This is a genomic window from Algoriphagus ratkowskyi, from assembly GCF_002150505.1.
GTDB classification, from domain to species: Bacteria; Bacteroidota; Bacteroidia; order Cytophagales; family Cyclobacteriaceae; genus Algoriphagus; species Algoriphagus ratkowskyi.
In genome coordinates, this window is record NZ_MSSV01000012.1 from 78,995 (window position 1) to 98,476 (window position 19,482).

Genomic DNA, 19,482 nt, shown 5'->3' on the forward strand with positions numbered 1-19,482 from the left:
AAAATAGAACGGCGGAATTTCACATATTCCGCCGTTCTAATTCATATTTTAAAAGCTATAACCTAAACCTATACTTAGCCAATCACTTTTATATTTGCCCAGCCCTAATCCACGTGAATAAGAAGGGATAACATGCAAATGGTCAGTTATATAAATTTTGGATTTAATAGTTAGTCTTAGAGTAGCATCTTTGGCCAATCCAGTTTCTCTTACGTATGTTCCACCTTCAGGAGATCCGTACTCAGAAAGTAGCTGTTCATTGGTTTGGCGTAAATATGCTAATTCACCAGAAAGAATAAATTTATCAGACTGAAACAAGTCATATCCTGCCCCTATTGAATATGTTCTCATGTTGATAAAATCTATTTCATCATCATCCAGAAAGAAACTGCTGTTTCTCCCTTCGAAATGCATCATCCCATAACTAATATCAGCATATATTCTTTTGGTAAAATATCTAGAATAACCTATCACAATACCTTGGGATAAGACCTCCCCTCCTCCATTTTTTTGACCTTGATAAAAGGTATAATTCCAAGAAATGGTGTTTTTAGAAGTACTTAGCACTTGGCTTTCTCCTACAGAAAAAGAACTGAGGAAAATAACTAAAACGATAGATAAATTTATAATATTTCTCATAATGTCTCTAAAGTAAAATATGCTCTAATTTTTCCAAAAGGATACTTAGGATAACTAGTATCACCATAATAACCATATCCTTGATCAAGCCCATTTACATTATTATAAAGTGTAAAACACTTATCAAATGACAAAGCTGAAATTAATTGAATTTCCTCTTTTTTAGCAATTTTAACACTTAATTCAGTAGAGACCCCATCTTTTGTGGCTTTTATAGATCCAGTCACATCAATGTTCACATTAGATTTTACATAACCCCAAACTAAATACATATTATCTGCATCTGGATTCCAATTAGAAATAATAAATGGTGTTTCAGTACTTTTCCATCTTTGAATATTGGCTTCTTTTCTGGTAATTTTCAGCCCTCCAATCGGCATATTTACGTCCGCTGAAATGTTTGGCGTACCATTAGTTCCTTGAGTTACACTGCCTGAAGTTCCAACCCAGAGATATATATGATTATCCTTTGGCCAAGAAGCAATATTTTCTTCTAATCTTATAGCAGGAATTTTCACTATAAGATTTTGAGATGATTTTCCATTTACATCACACAGTTGAACAGGGGCGCCATTTAGCCTCATATTGTTACTAACTTTATCTTGACCATCTTCAATTTCATTCGAGGTAGGCTCATCAAAATTTCCTAAAACAACAGTCGGGTTTACCATTGCCCACTCATCATCAACTAAAAAATAGTTAGCTTCCAATGTTTCATCAATAGAAGGAAATACTAAGGAATCAAACTTCAATTTAACAGCTCTGGTCTTTCCAGTCCAATTTACATCTTTCTCCAAGTTTTCCCTTTCAAACTCCTCTGTCCACCAAGAAACCGTCAATTCATTAATTTCATCCATTTTGAAGTCTTCAGCTAAATAAGGAGCAGTAACTGAAATATTGTTATTCTCAATAAAATCAATCAAATAAGTAGGTGAACTGTTCGTCAACCTTGCTTTTTCATTAGTTAATCTTTTAAATGCATCCACTATCGCTGATTTTTTTCTAGATGTTGGATTTTCACCCTTTTCAAACAATTTTTTTAAATTATACTTAATACTTCCTGAGTTACCATCAATTTTAGAAAATGAGAATAACTCATTCAATGCTTGTGGATCTTTTAACACCTCTCCAAAAACTAAGCTCAATTCAGCCAAGTTCTTTTCATAATCAACACTAACTCTCTTTCCTTTTTCTACATTTTGAACAAAATCAATATTAGGTTCTTGAACCTGGTCCACACAAGAAAATGTGAAACAAAGAGTTATTACAAAAAAGGTTTTTGTAATTTTCTGACTTCATAATAATACTTAAAATGTTGGTTTGTTTACAATAAGGGTGCAAATATGCACTATGAAAACTGTATTTAAAACTAGATCATCAATGTAAACTGTATTTTTTGACAAAAATCAATGTTTAAGTAGAATGAAAGCTGAATTTCAGAGCTATTTAAATTGTTTGATTGCTTCTCAGATTTCGCCAAATAAGCACTGACATTGCTATTAAAAAAAAATTAAGATTGAAGTTGCACATCAATCGTCATCCTAGAGTCTTTAATCATTTAGATTATTGAATTTCCATTTCCCTATCTTTGCCCCCTGATCATAATAATCAAAATAAGCCTTCCCATTTACTGACGAGGGTATTGACACATAAATCCATGAGTAGAGAAGTTCGCGTAAGATTCGCTCCCTCACCAACGGGGGCTTTACATATCGGCGGTGTACGTACCGCACTTTACAATTACCTTTTTGCCCGCAAAATGGGCGGTAAATTCCTTTTAAGAATCGAAGACACCGATCAAGCGCGCTTTGTGCCTAGAGCTGAAGCTTACATTCAGGAATCTTTGGCTTGGCTAGGTATTTCTCCTGACGAGAGCCCTTGGAATCCAGGTGAGGACGGCCCATATCGCCAGTCTGAGCGCAAAGATAGCTACATGAAATATGCGCTTGACTTGGTAGAAGCTGGGCATGCTTATTATGCGTTTGACACCTCAGAAGAACTCGATGCCATGCGCGAGCGCTTGACTGCTGCGCGCGTAGTTCAGCCACAATACAATAGTATCACGAGAACTCAGATGAATAATTCGCTGACTCTTTCGGAAGATGAAGTGAAAGCTAGACTAGCATCAGGAGATCCCTATGTGATTCGTGTCAAAATCCCCCTTAAAGAGGATGTGCGCCTAAATGACATGATCCGTGGTTGGGTGATGGTTCACTCCTCCACACTAGATGATAAAGTACTGATGAAGTCTGACGGTATGCCAACCTATCACTTGGCAAACATCGTAGATGATCATTTGATGAATATTACCCACGTGATCCGTGGTGAGGAATGGCTTCCATCTGCTCCATTGCACGTTTTGCTTTACAAGTTCTTTGGCTGGGAAGAAACGATGCCTCAGTTTGCTCACTTACCACTCTTACTGAAGCCTGACGGAAATGGAAAGCTTTCCAAGCGTGACGGAGATAAGTTAGGTTTTCCTGTTTTCCCTCTAAACTGGGAAAATAAGGAGGATGGTGAAACTGCGGCAGGTTTCCGAGAAGCTGGCTACTTACCAGATGCATTTTTGAATTTCTTAGCTTTCCTAGGCTGGAATCCTGGAGACGAGCGTGAGATTTTCTCCATGAGTGAGTTGATCGAAGCATTCTCTATGGAGCGAATCGGTAAGTCAGGAACCAAGTTTGATATAGCGAAAGCCAAGTGGTTCAATGAGCAGTATTTGAAATCAAAATCAAATGGAGAATTAGCGCACTATGTGATCGCTGATGCTGCGAATGAAGAAATTACAATTCTTCAAGATACCGCCGAAGCTTTAGTCGGTTTGATGAAAGAGCGGGTTACATTTCCTGCGGAGATTTGGCAAGGAAGTAGATTCGTGGTAATAGCCCCGACCGAGTTTGATCAAGATATTGCCAGCAAAAGATGGAATTCAGATGCAGTCACTGTACTATCAGCATATGCTGAATTACTGGAGGGTTTCACTGGCGAGTATGATGCAGAAACGGCAAAAGCCATGCTGAATGAAACTGCTGAGGCTAAGGACATAAAACTTGGAAAAGTGATGCAAGCCGTACGTCTTGCTGTGACTGGAAATGGAGTGGGACCTGATATGATGGAGATATTTGCTATTTTAGGAGCTGAAGAAGCAGCCAAGCGTATCAGATTTGCGTTAGCCACATTAGATGTAATCGGTTAAAACCTTAAGCTTATGACTAAGAAGAAAAAGAAAAATGAAGATCCGAAAGTCCATGAAGACTTGAACGGTTTCAAAATGCAAATAAATTCCTTTGGTGAGATCTCCTCTTCCTTTTCTATTGATAAAATCAATGAGTTTCTCAATAAGAATGTAGAGGACAAAAAACTGAAAGACAGAGATGATTTGAAATCTGACGAAAAGGAAGAGAAATCTTAAATCAATATTTCTCGCTAACACATAAAAAAAGCTCCCGATTTGGGAGCTTTTTCTGTTTATATAAAGAACTTCAAGCGAATCACTTCCTGCTCTGAGAGGAAGCGGTAATGCCCTCGTTTCAAATCTTTTTTGTCAAGTCCTGCGAAAACCACTCTATCAAGGGCTGTCACATCATAACCCAGATGAGCGAAGAGTCTTCTCACAATTCTGTTTCTTCCAATATGAATCTCCAAACCAAGGATAGTTCTATCTAAAGACAACACCTGAAAATCATCCACATCCACTTTTCCGTCTTCCAGAGTCAATCCTTCGTTGATTGCTTCTTCGTCTTTTTTCGTCAATGGCTTATCTAAAGTCACCTGATAGATCTTCTTGATCTGATTGGATGGGTGAGAAAGCTTAGCAGCTAATTCTCCATCATTAGTGAACAATAATAGTCCAGTGGTATTTCTATCGAGACGACCAACAGGGAAGATTCGCTCTTCACAAGCATTCCCAACTAGGTGCATCACCGTTTTGCGATCCATCGGATCATCAGTTGTCGTGATGAAATCCTTTGGCTTATTCAGCAAAACGTAGGTAGGTTTCTCAGGATTGATCTTTCTCCCTTGATATACTACGCGATCAGTTTTCTTTACTTTTCTTCCAAGCTCTGTGCAGATCTCTCCATTCAAGGTCACCAAACCATTGCTGATCAATGAATCAGCTTCTCTTCTGCTGCAAATCCCAGAGTTGGCGATGTATTTATTCAAGCGAATGAGACTCTCATCAGCCTCCATTTTTTTCTTTTTCTGAGGAAGCGCGTCAAAATTGTAATCTGGTCTTTCTATATCTGTATCCTGATCCACAAAACGCTTTTTACCAAATCCCTTACTGTCTTTCTTTTCAGATTTGTCAGACTTGTAGGTTGGTTTTCCTGCTGCAAAAACTGGTTTCTGATCCCTTCCACGACCTTTATAAATAAGACCTTCTGATTTTTCTGAAGAATCGGATTTGCCTGGCTTAGCATCTCTTTTGTATGGCTTTGGGCCTTCTGCCTCTTCTTTTTTCCCGAAAAATTGCTTCTTAGCTCCACCAAAATCCTTCTTTTCTGAAAAGTCTGAGCCTTGTTCTTTTTTAACCCCAAAAGGTCCTTTTGAACCAAACTTCTTCTCGCCTAGATTTTTGAATCCGGACTTACTGATCGATCTAGGTTTTTTGCTAAAATCAGAAAAATCATCTTCGCTTTTCCCAAAGGACTTCTTGCCTGGTCCAGATTTAGAGAAACCTGAATCTTTAGATTTATTGAAACCTTCTGACTTTCCTTTATACCCTTCTGATTTTCCTTGGTATCCTTCAGATTTACTTTTAAATCCGTCTGACTTCCCTTTAAAACCGCCTCGTTGACCTGAGTTAGATGGTTTGGAGTCTTTTTTACCTTCGCCGAAAAACGGCTTTTTTGAATTGTTATCTCTCATAGATTTGCAGCATCACTGCTGGATTGATTATAATTAAAATAAGCGCTTGGTTTTCAACCGCTTAATCGGCTGCAAAGGTAAGGCCTATCTGGAGATATCTAATCATGCACTACAAAAATAATCTAGATTAGGAAACCTGTCAGCTTTTGGCAAACCCTAGTTCAGGTGTTTATAAAAGTATTCGGTTGCATTCCGAACAGAACCTTCACTCAGTAGAAGTCTATTAGCTGTCTCCTCATCTAGCCCTGTTGCTTCCATGATCATCTTAGTGCCTCTCTGCACGAGTTTCGCATTCGAAAGCTGCATATCTACCATTTTATTACCTTTCACTTTTCCGAGTTTGATCATCACCGTGGTAGAGATCATATTGAGAACTAGTTTCTGAGCTGTACCCGATTTCATACGTGTACTTCCCGTGATGAACTCCGGTCCTACAACTGCTTCGATAGGATGATCCACTTCTTGAGAGAGCGGAGAATCTGGATTACAGGTAATGCTTCCCGTCAATAATCCTTTTTCACGAGCTGTTTTCACACCACCAATCACATAGGGAGTTGTACCAGATGCAGCAATGCCTATAACCGTATCATGTTCATTGAAACCATATATCAAGATATCATTCCAAGCTTGATCAGGATCGTCTTCCGCATTTTCTACGGCCTTTCTGATCGCGGTATCACCACCCGCTATGATTCCAAGCACCATGTCAAATGGAACACCATAGGTAGGGGGACACTCTGATGCATCCAATACGCCAAGTCTGCCACTTGTACCAGCACCGATATAAATCAGCCTGCCTCCTGCTTTCATTCTAGGAACGATCTGATCTACCAATCCTCGGATGTTAGGAATGACTTTCTCTACTGCCAAAGGCACTTTCTTATCCTCTTTATTGATATTATGCAGTAAATCCAACAAATCCATTTGCTCCAGATTGTCATAATGAGAGGTGCTTTCCGTTACTATCATGCGTTTAAATTTGTTATTTATGAGTCACATGGAATCTCGCAATACTGATATTTTCCTCAAGCAGGTGTCGCCTGAGGAATACTCAATTTCATGTGTTTATAATTTCTCTTTGTGGTAAAGTGTCAAGCCTGCAATAGGGCTTTCTATAATAAGATTGACGTTAATCTGCAGATCGGAAGCAGCTTTCCGAAGTATATCATTGTTGTAAAAGGCAATCGATCCTACAAAGTTTACTGGCTTCTCTGTATAATCCTTGTACTTCATCACGTGCTGCTTAAAGAACTCCTGAAAAGAATTGTAGTAAAGCATGTAGCAATAAAGATTTGATTTATGCTCCGTAATGAATTTACAAAAACTAGCCATGTATCTATTAGGAAAAGGCTGTTGATAAACATTTTCCTGAATCATCGTACTATTCAGCTGAAAGCTATCAATTAAGGCCTGCTTGATTTCTAATGGCATCTCGTCATTGATAAAATCTTTCAAAAGCTTCCTGCCAACATAGCCTCCGCCGCCTTCATCGCCAAAAATATAACCTGGAGAAGGGCGCTTATCCACAATTTGTTTCCCATCGTAATCACAGCTGTTCGATCCAGTTCCTAAAATGCAAGCTATTCCAGATTGATGCCCGCAAGTGGCCTTAGCCGCCGCATTGAGATCGTGGTCAATTGTGATTTTAGCTTTTGGAAAAACCGTTTTCAAGGCAGATGAAACGTCATTTCTTCTATCATCGGTAGAGCAACCTGCCCCATAAAAAAATATCTCTTCGATTTCAGTTTCCAAATTCACCAGAAAACTATTCTGCATCTGAATAGACATTTCTTCGGAGGTTTGGTAATACGGGTTAAAACCAATTCCCCTATGCTGACTGATTCTCATGTCAGAATGAATTACTCTCCAGTCAGTTTTGCTGGAACCACTATCTGCGATTAAAATCATTTATGCTAATTGCCCTATGGCTTCAAATTTCTCAAATACTTTTTCTGTGTGGGGTGCATCTGGAAGCTCTTCAGTGAGATCCTGGCCAGCCCAATGCTCATAGTGCATGCCTTTTTTCCAAAGTCTAGAACTAGTCACATCATATATTGTTCCTTGATAGGCAACCCATATTTCGGGTTTATCCTGACCATTTCTTAGCGCAAGTTGCTGCTTAGTATAGATTTTCATCAAAGAAGTTTGATTTGAGCATTGATCCAACGCTCAGGAATCTCACCTTTTTGTGCCATCTGATAGTCAGCATAGCTACACGGCACTGTACTTACTCTGTCAAATTTTTCAGTTTCATTGTGAGGAATTTCCATCCACCATTTGCCACTTCTTTTACTTTTATAGAAAACCAGCGTGTTTGGTTTGGAGTCTAATGAAACTGTGTACTTGGTATAATCACTGCTCTTGAAAGAGAGGCTGTCCTTGCGAGAATAGAAACCTTCCAAGAAATACCAAATCATCACTGATACTACTTTTGCAGTCTTATTGACCGAATCGTCGTAATAAGGGTCATAGCCATAAATCCCAATTGAGCTCAGTTTTTCATTTGTCCCCGCAAACCAGCAAATCTGACAAGCTTCCTCACCTGTAAGTCCAAAAGGCTCGGCATTGACAGCTCCGGGAGCATCCGCAGACTGGATTGCACATAAGTCAAAGCTTAACAAATCAGCATTTCTAATCAACGGTTCCACCTCTTTAAACTCATTTCTTAGTTCTCCCAAGCGAACATGTTCAAAGTATAACTTTTCTACTACATTGATCAGGGAAGGGTCTACTAGGAAACTCTGATAAGCTAAGTGTGCTGAGGAAAAGAGAAAATTAGGCTGATGCAAAATGATCTCTTGCGTGTGTTGGTCCGCAAGAGGTCCATCCTCTTCCATGTCTAATTTTGCATCCACAGTCAATAAACTCACTAGCTTTTTCATTTTCTGGTAGGACAAATATTGCCCGTAATCCAAATCATGAGACCCTCCAAAATAGATCGGCAGAATTTGTTGTTTCATGAGAAACTCTCCTACCTCCTGAATTCTTTGATAAGTATCACTAAGCTGTTCTCCCGAAATCAAATCGCCTAAATCAGCTACTCTGTAGGCTCCAAAGCCTTTCTTAAGCTCATACAGCTTCTCACGAATCTCGCTACTTCCGCGGTCTGCACTCTCTACCTTGGCTAGACCTCGGTTTTCTTTGATTCCGACTAAGGCAATTTGCACTCCTTTTAGATCAGGAAATTCTTCACCGAAAAAGTGTATTTGCTTAAAGAATGAATTGTGGGAATATGATTTCTGCCAAAGGTATTCAGCAACCGGATCGAAGTAGGACTGGATATTCATAAGGGTGATTGTCTTTGGTAAAAATAATCAAAAAAGGATGTCAATAAAAAATCCCGCCTGAGCGGGATCTTTAATTATAAATTAACCTCCGAAGTCATCAAATCGGATGTTTTCCTGAGGAATTCCTAGATCATCAAGCAATTTCAATACTGCTGAGTTCATCAAAGGAGGGCCACATAGGTAATATTCTACTTCATCTGGCTCAGGGTGATTTTTCAAGTAATTGTCATAAAGTACTTGGTGAATGAAACCAACGTATCCGTCACCTTCTTCCTCCGCTGACTTCTTAAGCTTCCAATTATCTTCTGGAAGTGGCTCCGACAAACCAATATTAAACTGGAAGTTCGGGAAGTCTTTTTCGATATCTCTGAATTGAGGAACATAGAAAAGCTCCTTTTTTGATCTACCTCCATACCAATAAGAAACCTTTCTGCTGGTTTTCTCAGTATGGAAAAGATGGAAAATCTGTGCTCTCAATGGCGCCATACCTGCACCACCGCCGATGTAAACCATCTCACGCTGCGTAGGATTGATATGGAATTCTCCATAAGGACCAGATATAGTTACTTTATCGCCAGGAACTCTAGAGAATACATAGGAAGAACAAACTCCAGGATTTACATCCATCCATTTGTTATTCGCTCTATCCCATGGTGGAGTAGCTATACGAATAGTAAGCATCACGATATTACCTTCTGCTGGGTGATTTGCCATGGAGTAAGCTCTAAATAGCTCCTCATCATTTTTCATCGTTAAGTCCCAAAGTCCGAACTTATCCCAATCACTTTGATATACATCAGCAGGGTGACCAAGATCTGGATGAGGAGTGATGTCCATTCCCTTGAAATTTACCTTTATTACAGGAACGTCAATTTGAATGTATCCACCTGCCTCAAAATCAAGCGTCTCTCCTTCAGGAAGTTTCACCTTGAATTCTTTGATAAAAGTAGAGACGTTGTAGTTAGAAACAACCTCACACTCCCACTTCTTAATACCAAAGATCTCATCAGGTACTCTGATCTTCATGTCATTTTTAACTTTCACCTGACATGCTAAACGAACGTTACTTTGCTGCTCTGCTCTGCTCAAATGGCCTACTTCGGTAGGAAGAACTTCTCCTCCACCTTCTTCGACCACGCATTTGCACATAGCACAAGTTCCGCCCCCACCACAAGCGGATGGAAGAAAGATTTTTTGGCTTCCTAATGTAGAAAGCAGTGTTGTTCCCGCTGCAGTTACAATTGGGGAGCTCTCGTCACCATTGATGATGATGCTGACATCACCTGAATTGACCAGTTTAGACTGGGCAAAAAGGAGGATGAATACCAGTAGCAAGATAATTACTGTAAATGCTACGATGGAAGTAATAATCACTGAAACCATGAAATTTCGGTTTAATATTTCTTATGGATGCCCCAAACGGGAGCACAAATATATTTATTAATCACTAAAAGAGACCAAATCATTGCTCAAATTTGGGTCGAATAATCAAATCCTTATAACAGTAAAGCGTTTAATTATTTAAAAGGTTTAGCAAGGTGGTCAATCGGCCCTTCAATTGGCGTCGATCTACGATGAAATCTAGAAATCCATGCTCCAAAACAAATTCTGAACTTTGGAATCCCTTAGGTAAATCTTTCCCAATTGTCTCACGAATTACTCTTGGACCTGCAAAACCAATCAGTGCTTCCGGTTCTGCAATATTGAAATCGCCTAACATCGCATAGGAAGCAGTCACGCCACCTGTAGTAGGATCGGTTAGCATAGAGATATACGGAACACCTGCTTGATTTAATAATGCAAGCTTGGCAGAGGTTTTCGCCATTTGCATTAAAGAAAAGCCTGCTTCCATCATCCGAGCACCACCAGATTTGGAGATCATTAAAAATGGAATCTTATTTTTCAGGGAGTGATCAATAGCCCTTGCTATTTTTTCCCCCACGACAGAACCCATAGATCCACCGATGAAATTAAAATCCATACATGAGATCACGATGTCCAATCCATTCATCTTCCCAACAGCAGATCGAACAGCGTCATTCAACTCTGTTTTCTGGATCGTAGCTTCTATTCGGGAAACATAAGGCTTGGTATCGGTGAATTTCAATGGATCCGCTGATGTCATATTAACATCCAGTTCCTTGAATTTATTGTTGTCAAAAAGAATTTCGAAATATTCTTTCGAACCAATTTTCACATGAAAATCATCATCCGGACATACATAAGCATTATTCTTAAGCTCTCTTGTATGAATGATGTTTCCATTTGGGGTCTTAAACCAAAGGCCATCGGGTGCATCTTTCTTTTCAGCTGTAGATGTTTTGATGCCTTTGTCAGTTCTTTTAAACCAAGCCATATATTGTGTTTAAGTTGTTTTTTTGACGAGTCAAAGGTTACAAATTTAATCGTTAAATCCCGTAAATAAAACCTGATTGGTAATTGAAGGAGAAATCAATTGCCTATAGGTAAATGACACATTGTGAAAAATCATTTTTTCAGTGATTAATATTTACCTTATTTTGAATTCACACATTACGATTAGATTTTTCCCTGTACATTCTATTCTTCTCAAAATTTCTCATCATGAACCTAGCAGTTCTTCTCCTCATTTCCGCAGTTATTTTATTTACAGCTTACAAAGTTTACGGCAAATATGTTTACCGAAAATTTGACTTAAATGACAAAAACCCTGCTCCATCACATACACATCGAGATGGCGTGGATTATGAGCCAAGTAAGCCTATCGTGGTTTTAGGTCATCATTTCGCATCTATTGCAGGTGCAGGTCCAATTGTAGGGCCGATCATTGCAGTGACGTTTGGTTGGATTCCCGCCGTAATTTGGATCTTAGTTGGAGGTATTTTTTTTGGCGCTGTTCACGACCTGGGAAGTATGGCCACTTCCCTCAAAACCGATGGAAAATCAATTGGAGTTATCATCCGAAATCAAATTGGAATGAAAGGCAAACAGCTTTTTGTAATCTTCAGTTTTTCAACTTTAATCCTTGTAATAGGAGTATTCGCCGATATTATTGCCAAAACATTTGTCACAAATCCAGGCGTTGCATCAGCGTCCATTCTATTTATTTTCTTAGCCATTGTCTTCGGTATTGTGAATAAATCTTTGGGAAATAGAAAAACAGCTTTTATCATCATCACAATAATTGGAGTGATCTTGATGTACTTCTTTGTCTATCTAGGTATGCAATTCCCATTTGTGCTAGATTACAAAATATGGGTTTTGGCATTGTTGGCTTATGCATTCATAGCGTCTGTTACTCCAGTAGGCATGCTACTTCAACCCCGAGATTACCTGAATAGTTTTCTGCTGTACGGTTTGATAATAGCAGCGGTATTGGGTGTATTCATTGCCAATCCTGAAATCCAAATGAGTAATGAAATACACATATCCGATGAAAATTTAGGCTACATTTTCCCAGTACTCTTTGTAACCATCGCTTGCGGAGCTATCAGTGGATTTCATTCATTAGTGGCTTCAGGCACCACATCTAAGCAATTGGATAAAGAGTCAGATGCTAAATTGGTAGGATTTGGAGGTATGCTAATAGAGTCATTTTTAGCAATAATTTCTGTAGCAGCAGTAGTAATCTTAACTCGTGGTGAATATATGTCCCGCCTTTCCGGGGAAGGTCCAGTAGCTCTATTCTCCACTGGTTTAGGAGGAATGATTGCTACCTTGGGGATTTCCGAAGCTTTTGCTGTTGGGTTTGTGGCTTTGACAGTTTCTGCATTTGCTCTTACCACTTTAGATACCTGCACTCGATTAGCGAGGTTCACTTTACAGGAATACTTTGAAGACGTGCCTCAGGCAGCTGGTCAATATCTAGCTAAAAATCGATACGTCTCAACAGGAATTGTGGTAATATTTTCTATCCTCCTATTACTTTCAGGTGAGTTCACAACGCTCTGGCCAATATTTGGTTCTGCCAATCAGTTGCTTGCAGCTCTAGCACTTTTGACAATTGCTGTTTGGCTGATCAAGAAAAAGATAAATGCACTTTTCGTGACCATACCGATGTTCTTCATGTTCACAGTCACACTTTCTTCCTTAGGACTATTTGCATGGAAAAACTTTAAAGATGAGGTTTATGTCCTTGCTATAATCGCTTCCCTTCTTTTTATTCTGGCAATTTCCTTGATGGTTTTGGCTACAAAAAGCCTGAAAAAAGAGGTTAATGAACCCGCAAAAGCACTTCAAAAGACATGAAGTAAATAATAAACATACCTCTGCATCCTTCTTGCATAGTTTTAATGTGTAGGGTAGTTTTTAGAATTAACAAGCAAGCTAATCACCTGATATCGGTGGCATACCACTTTGCGAACACCATTTAAAGGAAATATCAATAAACTAGGCCGAAAATAAGTCTAAAAAATATTTCCAAATGAATAGTATACTTAAAAGTATGAGGCTAGCACATCCGTATATTTTTAAGACTTTTAGACGATTCATTCTGTCCAAGAACCACAGCACATATACCGGTCGAACCAGTCCCGCTAAAAGGCTAAGTATCGAAATACATAGCAAAAACCAAAGCAAATAGTATAGGGCTAATAACATAGGGTAAAACTAAAAAAGGAACAGCAATGCGCTGTTCCTTTTCAATTATATAGCTAAGCGTAGACTACTTCTTACGCTTGATCTCTTTCATCTCGTAACCTTCAATTGTATCCTCAATTTCGATATTGTTGAAGTTTTTGATAGAAATACCACACTCGTATCCAGCTTTCACTTCAGCCACATCGTCTTTGAATCGCTTCAATTGATCGATCTCGCCTTCATGAATAACGATACCGTCCCTGATCACACGGATCTTGTTCTTTCTGGTGATGAAACCATCGGTAACGTAAGAACCTGCAACAGTACCAATCTTAGTGATTTTGAAGACTTCTCTTACTTGGATATTACCAGTAATGATTTCTTCGAATGTAGGCTCTAGCATACCCTCAATAGCATCCTTGATCTGGTTGATCGCATCGTAGATGATAGAGTAATGACGAATTTCAATTTCTTCCTGCTCAGCAAGTTTCTTCGCATTTGAAGAAGGTCTCACCTGGAATCCAAGAATAATTGCGTCAGAAGCAGATGCTAGAAGAACATCAGATTCAGAAATCTGACCCACACCTTTATGGATAATACTTACTTTCACTTCATCCTTAGAAAGCTTCAATAAAGAATCAGAAAGTGCTTCTACTGATCCATCCACGTCACCTTTTATAATGATATTCAACTCCTTGAAGCTACCGATAGCCAGACGACGACCGATTTCATCCAATGTAATATGTTTCTTAGTTCTTAAGCTTTGCTCACGTTGGATTTGCTCTCTTGAATTGGCAATATCTCTAGCTTCACGCTCGGTATCATACACCTTGATAATATCACCAGCTTGTGGAGCTCCTCCAAGTCCTAGTACCTGAACAGGCGTAGAAGGTCCCGCTTCTTTCAGCTTCTTACCTTTGTGATCAAACATCGCTTTCACACGTCCGTGATTTTGACCTGCTAGAATAATATCACCAATTTTCAAGGTACCTGCCTGAACCATGATGGTCGAAACATATCCACGTCCTTTATCCAAGGAAGCTTCGATTACTGTACCAGCAGCATTCTTATTAGGATTTGCTTTAAGTTCTAATACTTCAGATTCTAGAAGCACCTTCTCCAGCAAGTCATCTATACCTTCACCAGTTTTGGCTGAGATATCTTGAGATTGATATTTACCTCCCCACTCTTCTATCAAGAGGTTCATGTTAGCAAGCTCTTCTTTGATCTTGGCAGGGTTGGCAGAAGGTCTATCTATTTTGTTAATCGCAAAGATCATTGGTACACCAGCAACTTGTGCGTGGTTTATAGCTTCCTTAGTCTGAGGCATGATGCTATCATCAGCTGCTATTACGATAATTGCAACATCCGTGATTTTTGCACCACGAGCACGCATCGCAGTAAATGCTTCGTGACCAGGTGTATCAAGGAAGGCAATTTTATGACCAGTCTTAGTCATTACGTCATATGCACCAATGTGCTGGGTGATTCCACCCGCTTCATCAGCAGTCACTTTGGACATACGGATATAATCCAGCAAGGAAGTCTTACCGTGATCGACGTGACCCATAATGGTAACAATCGGAGCTCTCTCCAGCAAATCTTCTTCTGAATCTGCCTCTTCTGGCTCTATTTCATCTTCAATAGATTTGGTAAACTCTACTTCATACCCGAATTCATCAGCAATAATTGTAATTGCTTCAGCATCCAATCTCTGGTTGATCGATACGAACATGCCTAAAGACATACAAGCGGAAATGACCTGATTTACAGACAAATCCATCAATGCAGCTAAGTCATTTGCGGAGATAAATTCAGTAACCTTTAAGATTTTAACCTCATCAGTTTCGAAATCTACATCTCTTACTCTTTCAGCTTTCTTATCTCTACGGCTCTTACCTTTTCCTCCTCCGGCACTCTTACCTTGAAGACGGGCTAGAGTTTGCTTGATCTGATCTTGGATTTCCTTCTGAGTAGGTTCAGCCTTTTGAGCTCTTACAGGCGGTCCAGTTCTTGGATTACCACCTGGACGACCTCCCGCAGGATGCGGTCTGCTTCCAGGTGCTCCCGGAGGACGATTTCCAGGTCCTCCTGGTTTATCAATACGCTTACGCGGTCGTTTTTTATCTCTTCCTCTTTCGTCAGAAGAAGCTACTGGCCCGCCTTTTTTCTTAGGTCGATCAGCTGGAAGTTCTATTTTACCTAATACAGTAAGTCCTTTCAGAGACTCCGCTTTTGCAGAAATCACCTCATCCTTGGCTACAGGGGCCACTGGAGCTAAAGGAGCAGTAGGCGTAGGCTGCTGTGGAGCTGGCTTAGGCTGTTCCTTTCTCACCTGTGGTGCTGGCGGAACATTAGGTTTTTTGGCTTCCTGAGCTGGTTTTGGCTGTGGCTTCGGCTGCTGACCTGGATGAGGTTTTCTAGTGTCGCCATACTTTTGACCATGCTTGTTCTGACCTTGTTGCTGTCTGTGTCTAGGTACAGGAGCAACATTTTTGCTTAGATCAATTTTACCCAAGACTTTAATACCCTCTAATTTAGGAGTTTCAGAAGAAACTTTCTCCGGCTCGGCAGACGGAGTAGGTGTAGAAGGCTGCGCTGGTTTAGGGTCTTCAGCTGCTTTTGGCGCAACCTCAGGAGTTGGCACAGGTGCTACTGGCTTTGGTTCCTCAGCTGCTTTTGGTGCAGGGGGAGTTGGCGCAGGAGCGGGTGGCGCTGGCTTTGGCTTTGGCTCCTCTTTAGGAGTTTCTGGCTCTATAGAGATAGGCTCATGGCGCTTCCCTATAGAGAGGTGGGATGCCTCCTCTTTATCTAGGGCAGAAGATTTGAATTCCTTATTCAGCATCTCAACTTGATTCATGTTGATTTTTGAATTAGGATTATTCTCCACCTCATAACCCTTTTTAGCCAAGGACTCAACTATGGTTGCCGTACCAACGTTGAGTTTTCTGGCTATTTGGCCTAAACGCATCATTTTTTCTTCTGACATAAGCAAAAACTTCTTTCGAAATCTTAAATAATTAGGGTATTACACGGGGGTTATTTCCCGTTTTATTGATCAAATTCTTGTCCGAGGATCCTGAATATCTCGTCTACAGTTTCTTCTTCAAGTTCTGTTCTACGAGTCAAGTCCTCTTTGGTCAAGCTCAATACGCTTTTTGCAGTATCTAAGCCTGTTTTCTTTAATTCGTCGATGATCCAGCTGTCAATTTCATCAACAAACTCTCTCAAATCAACATCTTCCTCTTCGCTCTCATTCAACTCACGGAATACATCGATCTCATATCCAATCAATCTACTCGCAAGTTTGATATTATATCCACCTTTACCGATAGCAAGTGATACTTGGTCTGGCTTCAGGAATACTGATATTCTTTTTGTCTCCTCATTTGCGGTGATAGAAGAAACCTTGGCAGGGCTTAAGGCGCGAGTAACGTAGAGGTCCAAATTTTCTGTGAAATTAATCACATCAATATTTTCATTCTGCAATTCTCTTACTACTGCATGAATTCTTGAACCTTTCATTCCCACACAAGCTCCAACTGGATCTATACGATCATCGTAAGATTCCACTGCTACTTTAGCTCTTTCACCTGGCTCTCTTACAATTTTGATAATTGTAATCAACCCATCATATACCTCAGGAACTTCATTCTCGAACAAGCGTTCCAAGAAAATCGGAGAAGTTCTAGAAAGAATAATCTTTGGATTACCATTAGACATATCCACTCTATGAACAATTGCTTTTACGGTATCTCCTTTTCTGAAGCGATCTTTAGAAATTTGCTCTGCTTTTGGCAAAATCAATTCGTTGCCATCACCATCCATCAGAAGTATCTCCCTTCCTAGAATCTGGTACACTTCAGCACTTACGATCTCACCAACTAACTCTTCATATTTACTATATAGAATATCTTTTTCGAGATCTTTGATTCGTTGGATCAAGGTCTGACGAGCCATCTGCACAGCACGTCTTCCAAAAGCTTCCAATTCAATTTTCTCGTAAACTTCTTCTCCTATTTCAAAATCCGGTTCGATTTTACGAGCTTCAGCAAAGCTGATTTTGTCTAAATCCCAAATATCCTCAGAATTGTCGTCAACAATTTCCCGGATACGGAATATCTCAAGGTCACCTTGATCAGCATTAATGGTCACATCGAAGTTTTCGTCATTCTCAAACTTCTTGCGAATCATCGCTCTGAACACATCTTCCAAGATACGGATCATCGTAGGTCGATCCACATTTTTAGATCTCGCAAATTCAGCGAAGGATTCTATTAAGACTTTGGCATCCATTTGATTTATTTAAAAGATACTTGTACAATTGATTTCTTCATCTCTTCAAAAAGAAGAGTAACTTCCTCCTCAGTGGCTTTTTTGCCTTTTTCTTTTTTCTTATTCACCAGCACTTTTACACCGGTTTCTAATACCTCCAGCAATTTGCCCTGAATTTCTTCTCCCGAGGTCAAAGAAATCTTTAGCTCCCTGTTAATATTTTTCTCAAATTGTCTTCTACTACTTAAAGGAAAGTCTAATCCAGGTGAAGAAACTTCCAGAATATATGCTTCCGGCATCATCTCTTTTGCCTCAAGCTCTTCCGAAACTGCTCTGCTCAACTTAGCGCAAGCACGAATAGTCACCCCTTCATCAGCGTCCATAAGGATACTGAGAAGCGTTTTGCCTGATTTCTCAGACATTTTCACCTCAACGATGAAATGATTCTCATCCGGTAGATGCTTCTCCACAATCTCTTCGATAGCTTGTTTCAAGTCAGTCATAGTAGGTATAATGAAAGAGGGGACATACATGGTGTCCCCTCCAGAAACTTTCGAATACGACGCAAAGGTAAAATAATTTTGTAGTAAAAACAATGCGATCCCTAAATGAAGAGCTAGAGATAATTAGGTTTTTTTTGAGAAAAGCATGAATCAACTAAAGAAGCTTTAGAATCATTTAATATTGTTACCAAAAAATATCCCGATTATATCAATTTTGTCCCATTAAGATAATAATTTTGCCGACCCCCGTTTAATATGAATGCTTAGCATAGTATATTAAACTCTCAACTCCAGTAAATACATTCAAGACCTAAAAATGGGATTATTTGACTTTTTCTCTAGTGATATTGCAATTGACCTCGGTACAGCAAACACCCTGATCATTCATAAAGATAAAATTGTAGTAGATGAACCTTCCATCATCGCAATCGACAAAACTACCAATCGTGTATTGGCAGTAGGTCGTGAAGCCATGAACATGCATGAGAAAACGCATGAAAACATCAAGACCATCCGTCCATTAAAAGATGGGGTAATAGCCGATTTCTACGCTGCAGAACAAATGATCAGAGGATTGATCAAAATGATCCCTGGTCAGAAGAAAGGCTTATTCCCACAGTCTCACCGTATGGTGATCTGTATTCCTTCGGGAATCACCGAAGTGGAAAAAAGAGCCGTACGTGACTCTGCAGAACACGCTGGAGCCAAGGAAGTCTATATGATCTACGAACCTATCGCTGCGGCTATAGGAATTGGTATCGACATAGAGAAACCGATGGGATCCATGATTGTGGATATAGGAGGAGGTACGACTGAGATTGCACTGATCGCACTATCCGGTATAGTCGCAGACCAATCAATACGAGTGGCAGGTGACACGTTTACCAAAGATATTCTGGACTATATGCGTCGCCAGCACAATTTACTCATAGGCGAACGCTCTGCTGAAAAAGTTAAAATTGCCATTGGTTCTGCTTTAACGGAATTAGACGATCCACCTGAAGATTACGAAATCAGAGGTCGTGACTTAATGACTGGTATTCCTAAGGTGATCAAAGTTTCTTACTCCGAAATAGCTTTCTCTCTGGACAAATCTGTTTCAAAAATTGAGGAAGCTGTTTTGAAAGCACTGGAGATCTCTCCACCTGAACTTTCTGCGGATATCTACGATAATGGTATTCACCTTACTGGTGGCGGCGCTTTATTGAAAGGTCTTGACAAAAGACTCCATCAGAAGACTAAGCTTCCTATCCACATAGCAGAAGATCCGCTGAGAGCAGTAGTGAGAGGAACAGGCACAGCCTTGAAAAATGTACAGAATTTCCGAACAGTATTGATGACTTAAACCTAGA

General features: G+C 39.8%; 16 protein-coding genes. 4 read left to right on the top strand and 12 right to left on the bottom strand.

The window, feature by feature from the left end; all coding sequences use genetic code 11:
• Positions 1 to 48: 48 nt before the first annotated feature.
• Positions 49 to 639 (bottom strand): hypothetical protein, encoded by a 591-nt coding sequence (locus BVH02_RS13845; RefSeq protein WP_086502052.1) that lies wholly within the window; start codon positions 637 to 639, stop codon positions 49 to 51.
• Positions 636 to 1,877: a hypothetical protein gene (locus tag BVH02_RS13850; protein WP_086502053.1), complete on the bottom strand. Its 1,242-nt coding sequence runs from the start codon at positions 1,875 to 1,877 to the stop codon at positions 636 to 638. The genes BVH02_RS13845 and BVH02_RS13850 overlap by 4 nt, the downstream gene beginning before the upstream one ends.
• 419 nt (positions 1,878 to 2,296) lie before the next feature.
• Here BVH02_RS13850 and gltX point away from each other — a divergent pair, with 419 nt between their 5' ends.
• Together gltX and BVH02_RS13860 are read left to right on the top strand one after the other, a co-directional pair.
• Entirely contained in the window at positions 2,297 to 3,835 is a 1,539-nt protein-coding gene (gltX, locus tag BVH02_RS13855) for a glutamate--tRNA ligase (RefSeq protein WP_086502054.1), read from the top strand.
• Between the two features lie 12 nt (positions 3,836 to 3,847).
• Positions 3,848 to 4,051, top strand: a complete 204-nt coding sequence (locus BVH02_RS13860) for a hypothetical protein (protein WP_086502055.1) — start codon at positions 3,848 to 3,850, stop codon at positions 4,049 to 4,051.
• Positions 4,052 to 4,107: 56 nt separating this feature from the next.
• Here the strand turns inward: BVH02_RS13860 and BVH02_RS13865 are convergent, their stop codons facing one another.
• The 7 genes from BVH02_RS13865 to accD form a co-directional block, all read right to left on the bottom strand.
• Positions 4,108 to 5,508: a pseudouridine synthase gene (locus BVH02_RS13865; protein ID WP_086502056.1), complete on the bottom strand. Its 1,401-nt coding sequence runs from the start codon at positions 5,506 to 5,508 to the stop codon at positions 4,108 to 4,110.
• A gap of 156 nt (positions 5,509 to 5,664) precedes the next feature.
• Complete coding sequence (murQ, locus tag BVH02_RS13870) at positions 5,665 to 6,477, bottom strand: N-acetylmuramic acid 6-phosphate etherase (protein ID WP_191278339.1); 813 nt, start codon at positions 6,475 to 6,477, stop codon at positions 5,665 to 5,667.
• 96 nt (positions 6,478 to 6,573) lie between these two features.
• Positions 6,574 to 7,416: an N-acetylglucosamine kinase gene (locus BVH02_RS13875; protein ID WP_086502058.1), complete on the bottom strand. Its 843-nt coding sequence runs from the start codon at positions 7,414 to 7,416 to the stop codon at positions 6,574 to 6,576.
• The gene (locus BVH02_RS13880; RefSeq protein ID WP_086502059.1) at positions 7,417 to 7,644 is read right to left on the bottom strand and encodes a cytochrome b5 domain-containing protein; all 228 of its coding nucleotides are present in this window, start codon (positions 7,642 to 7,644) and stop codon (positions 7,417 to 7,419) included.
• Positions 7,644 to 8,795, bottom strand: a complete 1,152-nt coding sequence (locus tag BVH02_RS13885) for a formimidoylglutamase (protein ID WP_086502060.1) — start codon at positions 8,793 to 8,795, stop codon at positions 7,644 to 7,646. The genes BVH02_RS13880 and BVH02_RS13885 overlap by 1 nt, the downstream gene beginning before the upstream one ends.
• Positions 8,796 to 8,876: 81 nt before the next feature.
• Positions 8,877 to 10,178: an NADH:ubiquinone reductase (Na(+)-transporting) subunit F gene (gene nqrF / locus BVH02_RS13890; protein ID WP_086502061.1), complete on the bottom strand. Its 1,302-nt coding sequence runs from the start codon at positions 10,176 to 10,178 to the stop codon at positions 8,877 to 8,879.
• 130 nt (positions 10,179 to 10,308) lie between these two features.
• Positions 10,309 to 11,151: an acetyl-CoA carboxylase, carboxyltransferase subunit beta gene (gene accD / locus BVH02_RS13895; RefSeq protein WP_086502062.1), complete on the bottom strand. Its 843-nt coding sequence runs from the start codon at positions 11,149 to 11,151 to the stop codon at positions 10,309 to 10,311.
• 227 nt (positions 11,152 to 11,378) lie between these two features.
• On the opposite strand from accD, the gene BVH02_RS13900 reads away from it, so the two are divergent.
• On the top strand, positions 11,379 to 13,022 hold the full coding sequence (locus BVH02_RS13900; protein ID WP_086502063.1) for a carbon starvation CstA family protein: 1,644 nt from the start codon (positions 11,379 to 11,381) through the stop codon (positions 13,020 to 13,022).
• Between the two features lie 415 nt (positions 13,023 to 13,437).
• Here BVH02_RS13900 and infB read toward each other — a convergent pair whose 3' ends face one another.
• From infB to BVH02_RS13920, 3 genes are all read right to left on the bottom strand, one after another.
• Complete coding sequence (infB, locus tag BVH02_RS13910) at positions 13,438 to 16,341, bottom strand: translation initiation factor IF-2 (protein WP_086502065.1); 2,904 nt, start codon at positions 16,339 to 16,341, stop codon at positions 13,438 to 13,440.
• 62 nt (positions 16,342 to 16,403) lie between these two features.
• Positions 16,404 to 17,648: a transcription termination factor NusA gene (gene nusA / locus BVH02_RS13915; protein WP_086502066.1), complete on the bottom strand. Its 1,245-nt coding sequence runs from the start codon at positions 17,646 to 17,648 to the stop codon at positions 16,404 to 16,406.
• Between the two features lie 5 nt (positions 17,649 to 17,653).
• A complete protein-coding gene (locus BVH02_RS13920; protein WP_086502067.1) occupies positions 17,654 to 18,130 on the bottom strand; it encodes a ribosome maturation factor RimP in 477 nt (158 codons plus the stop codon).
• A 316-nt stretch (positions 18,131 to 18,446) separates the two neighbouring features.
• Between BVH02_RS13920 and BVH02_RS13925 the strand changes: the two genes are divergently transcribed.
• A complete protein-coding gene (locus BVH02_RS13925) occupies positions 18,447 to 19,475 on the top strand; it encodes a rod shape-determining protein (protein ID WP_086502068.1) in 1,029 nt (342 codons plus the stop codon).
• The last annotated feature ends 7 nt before the right edge of the window (positions 19,476 to 19,482 follow it).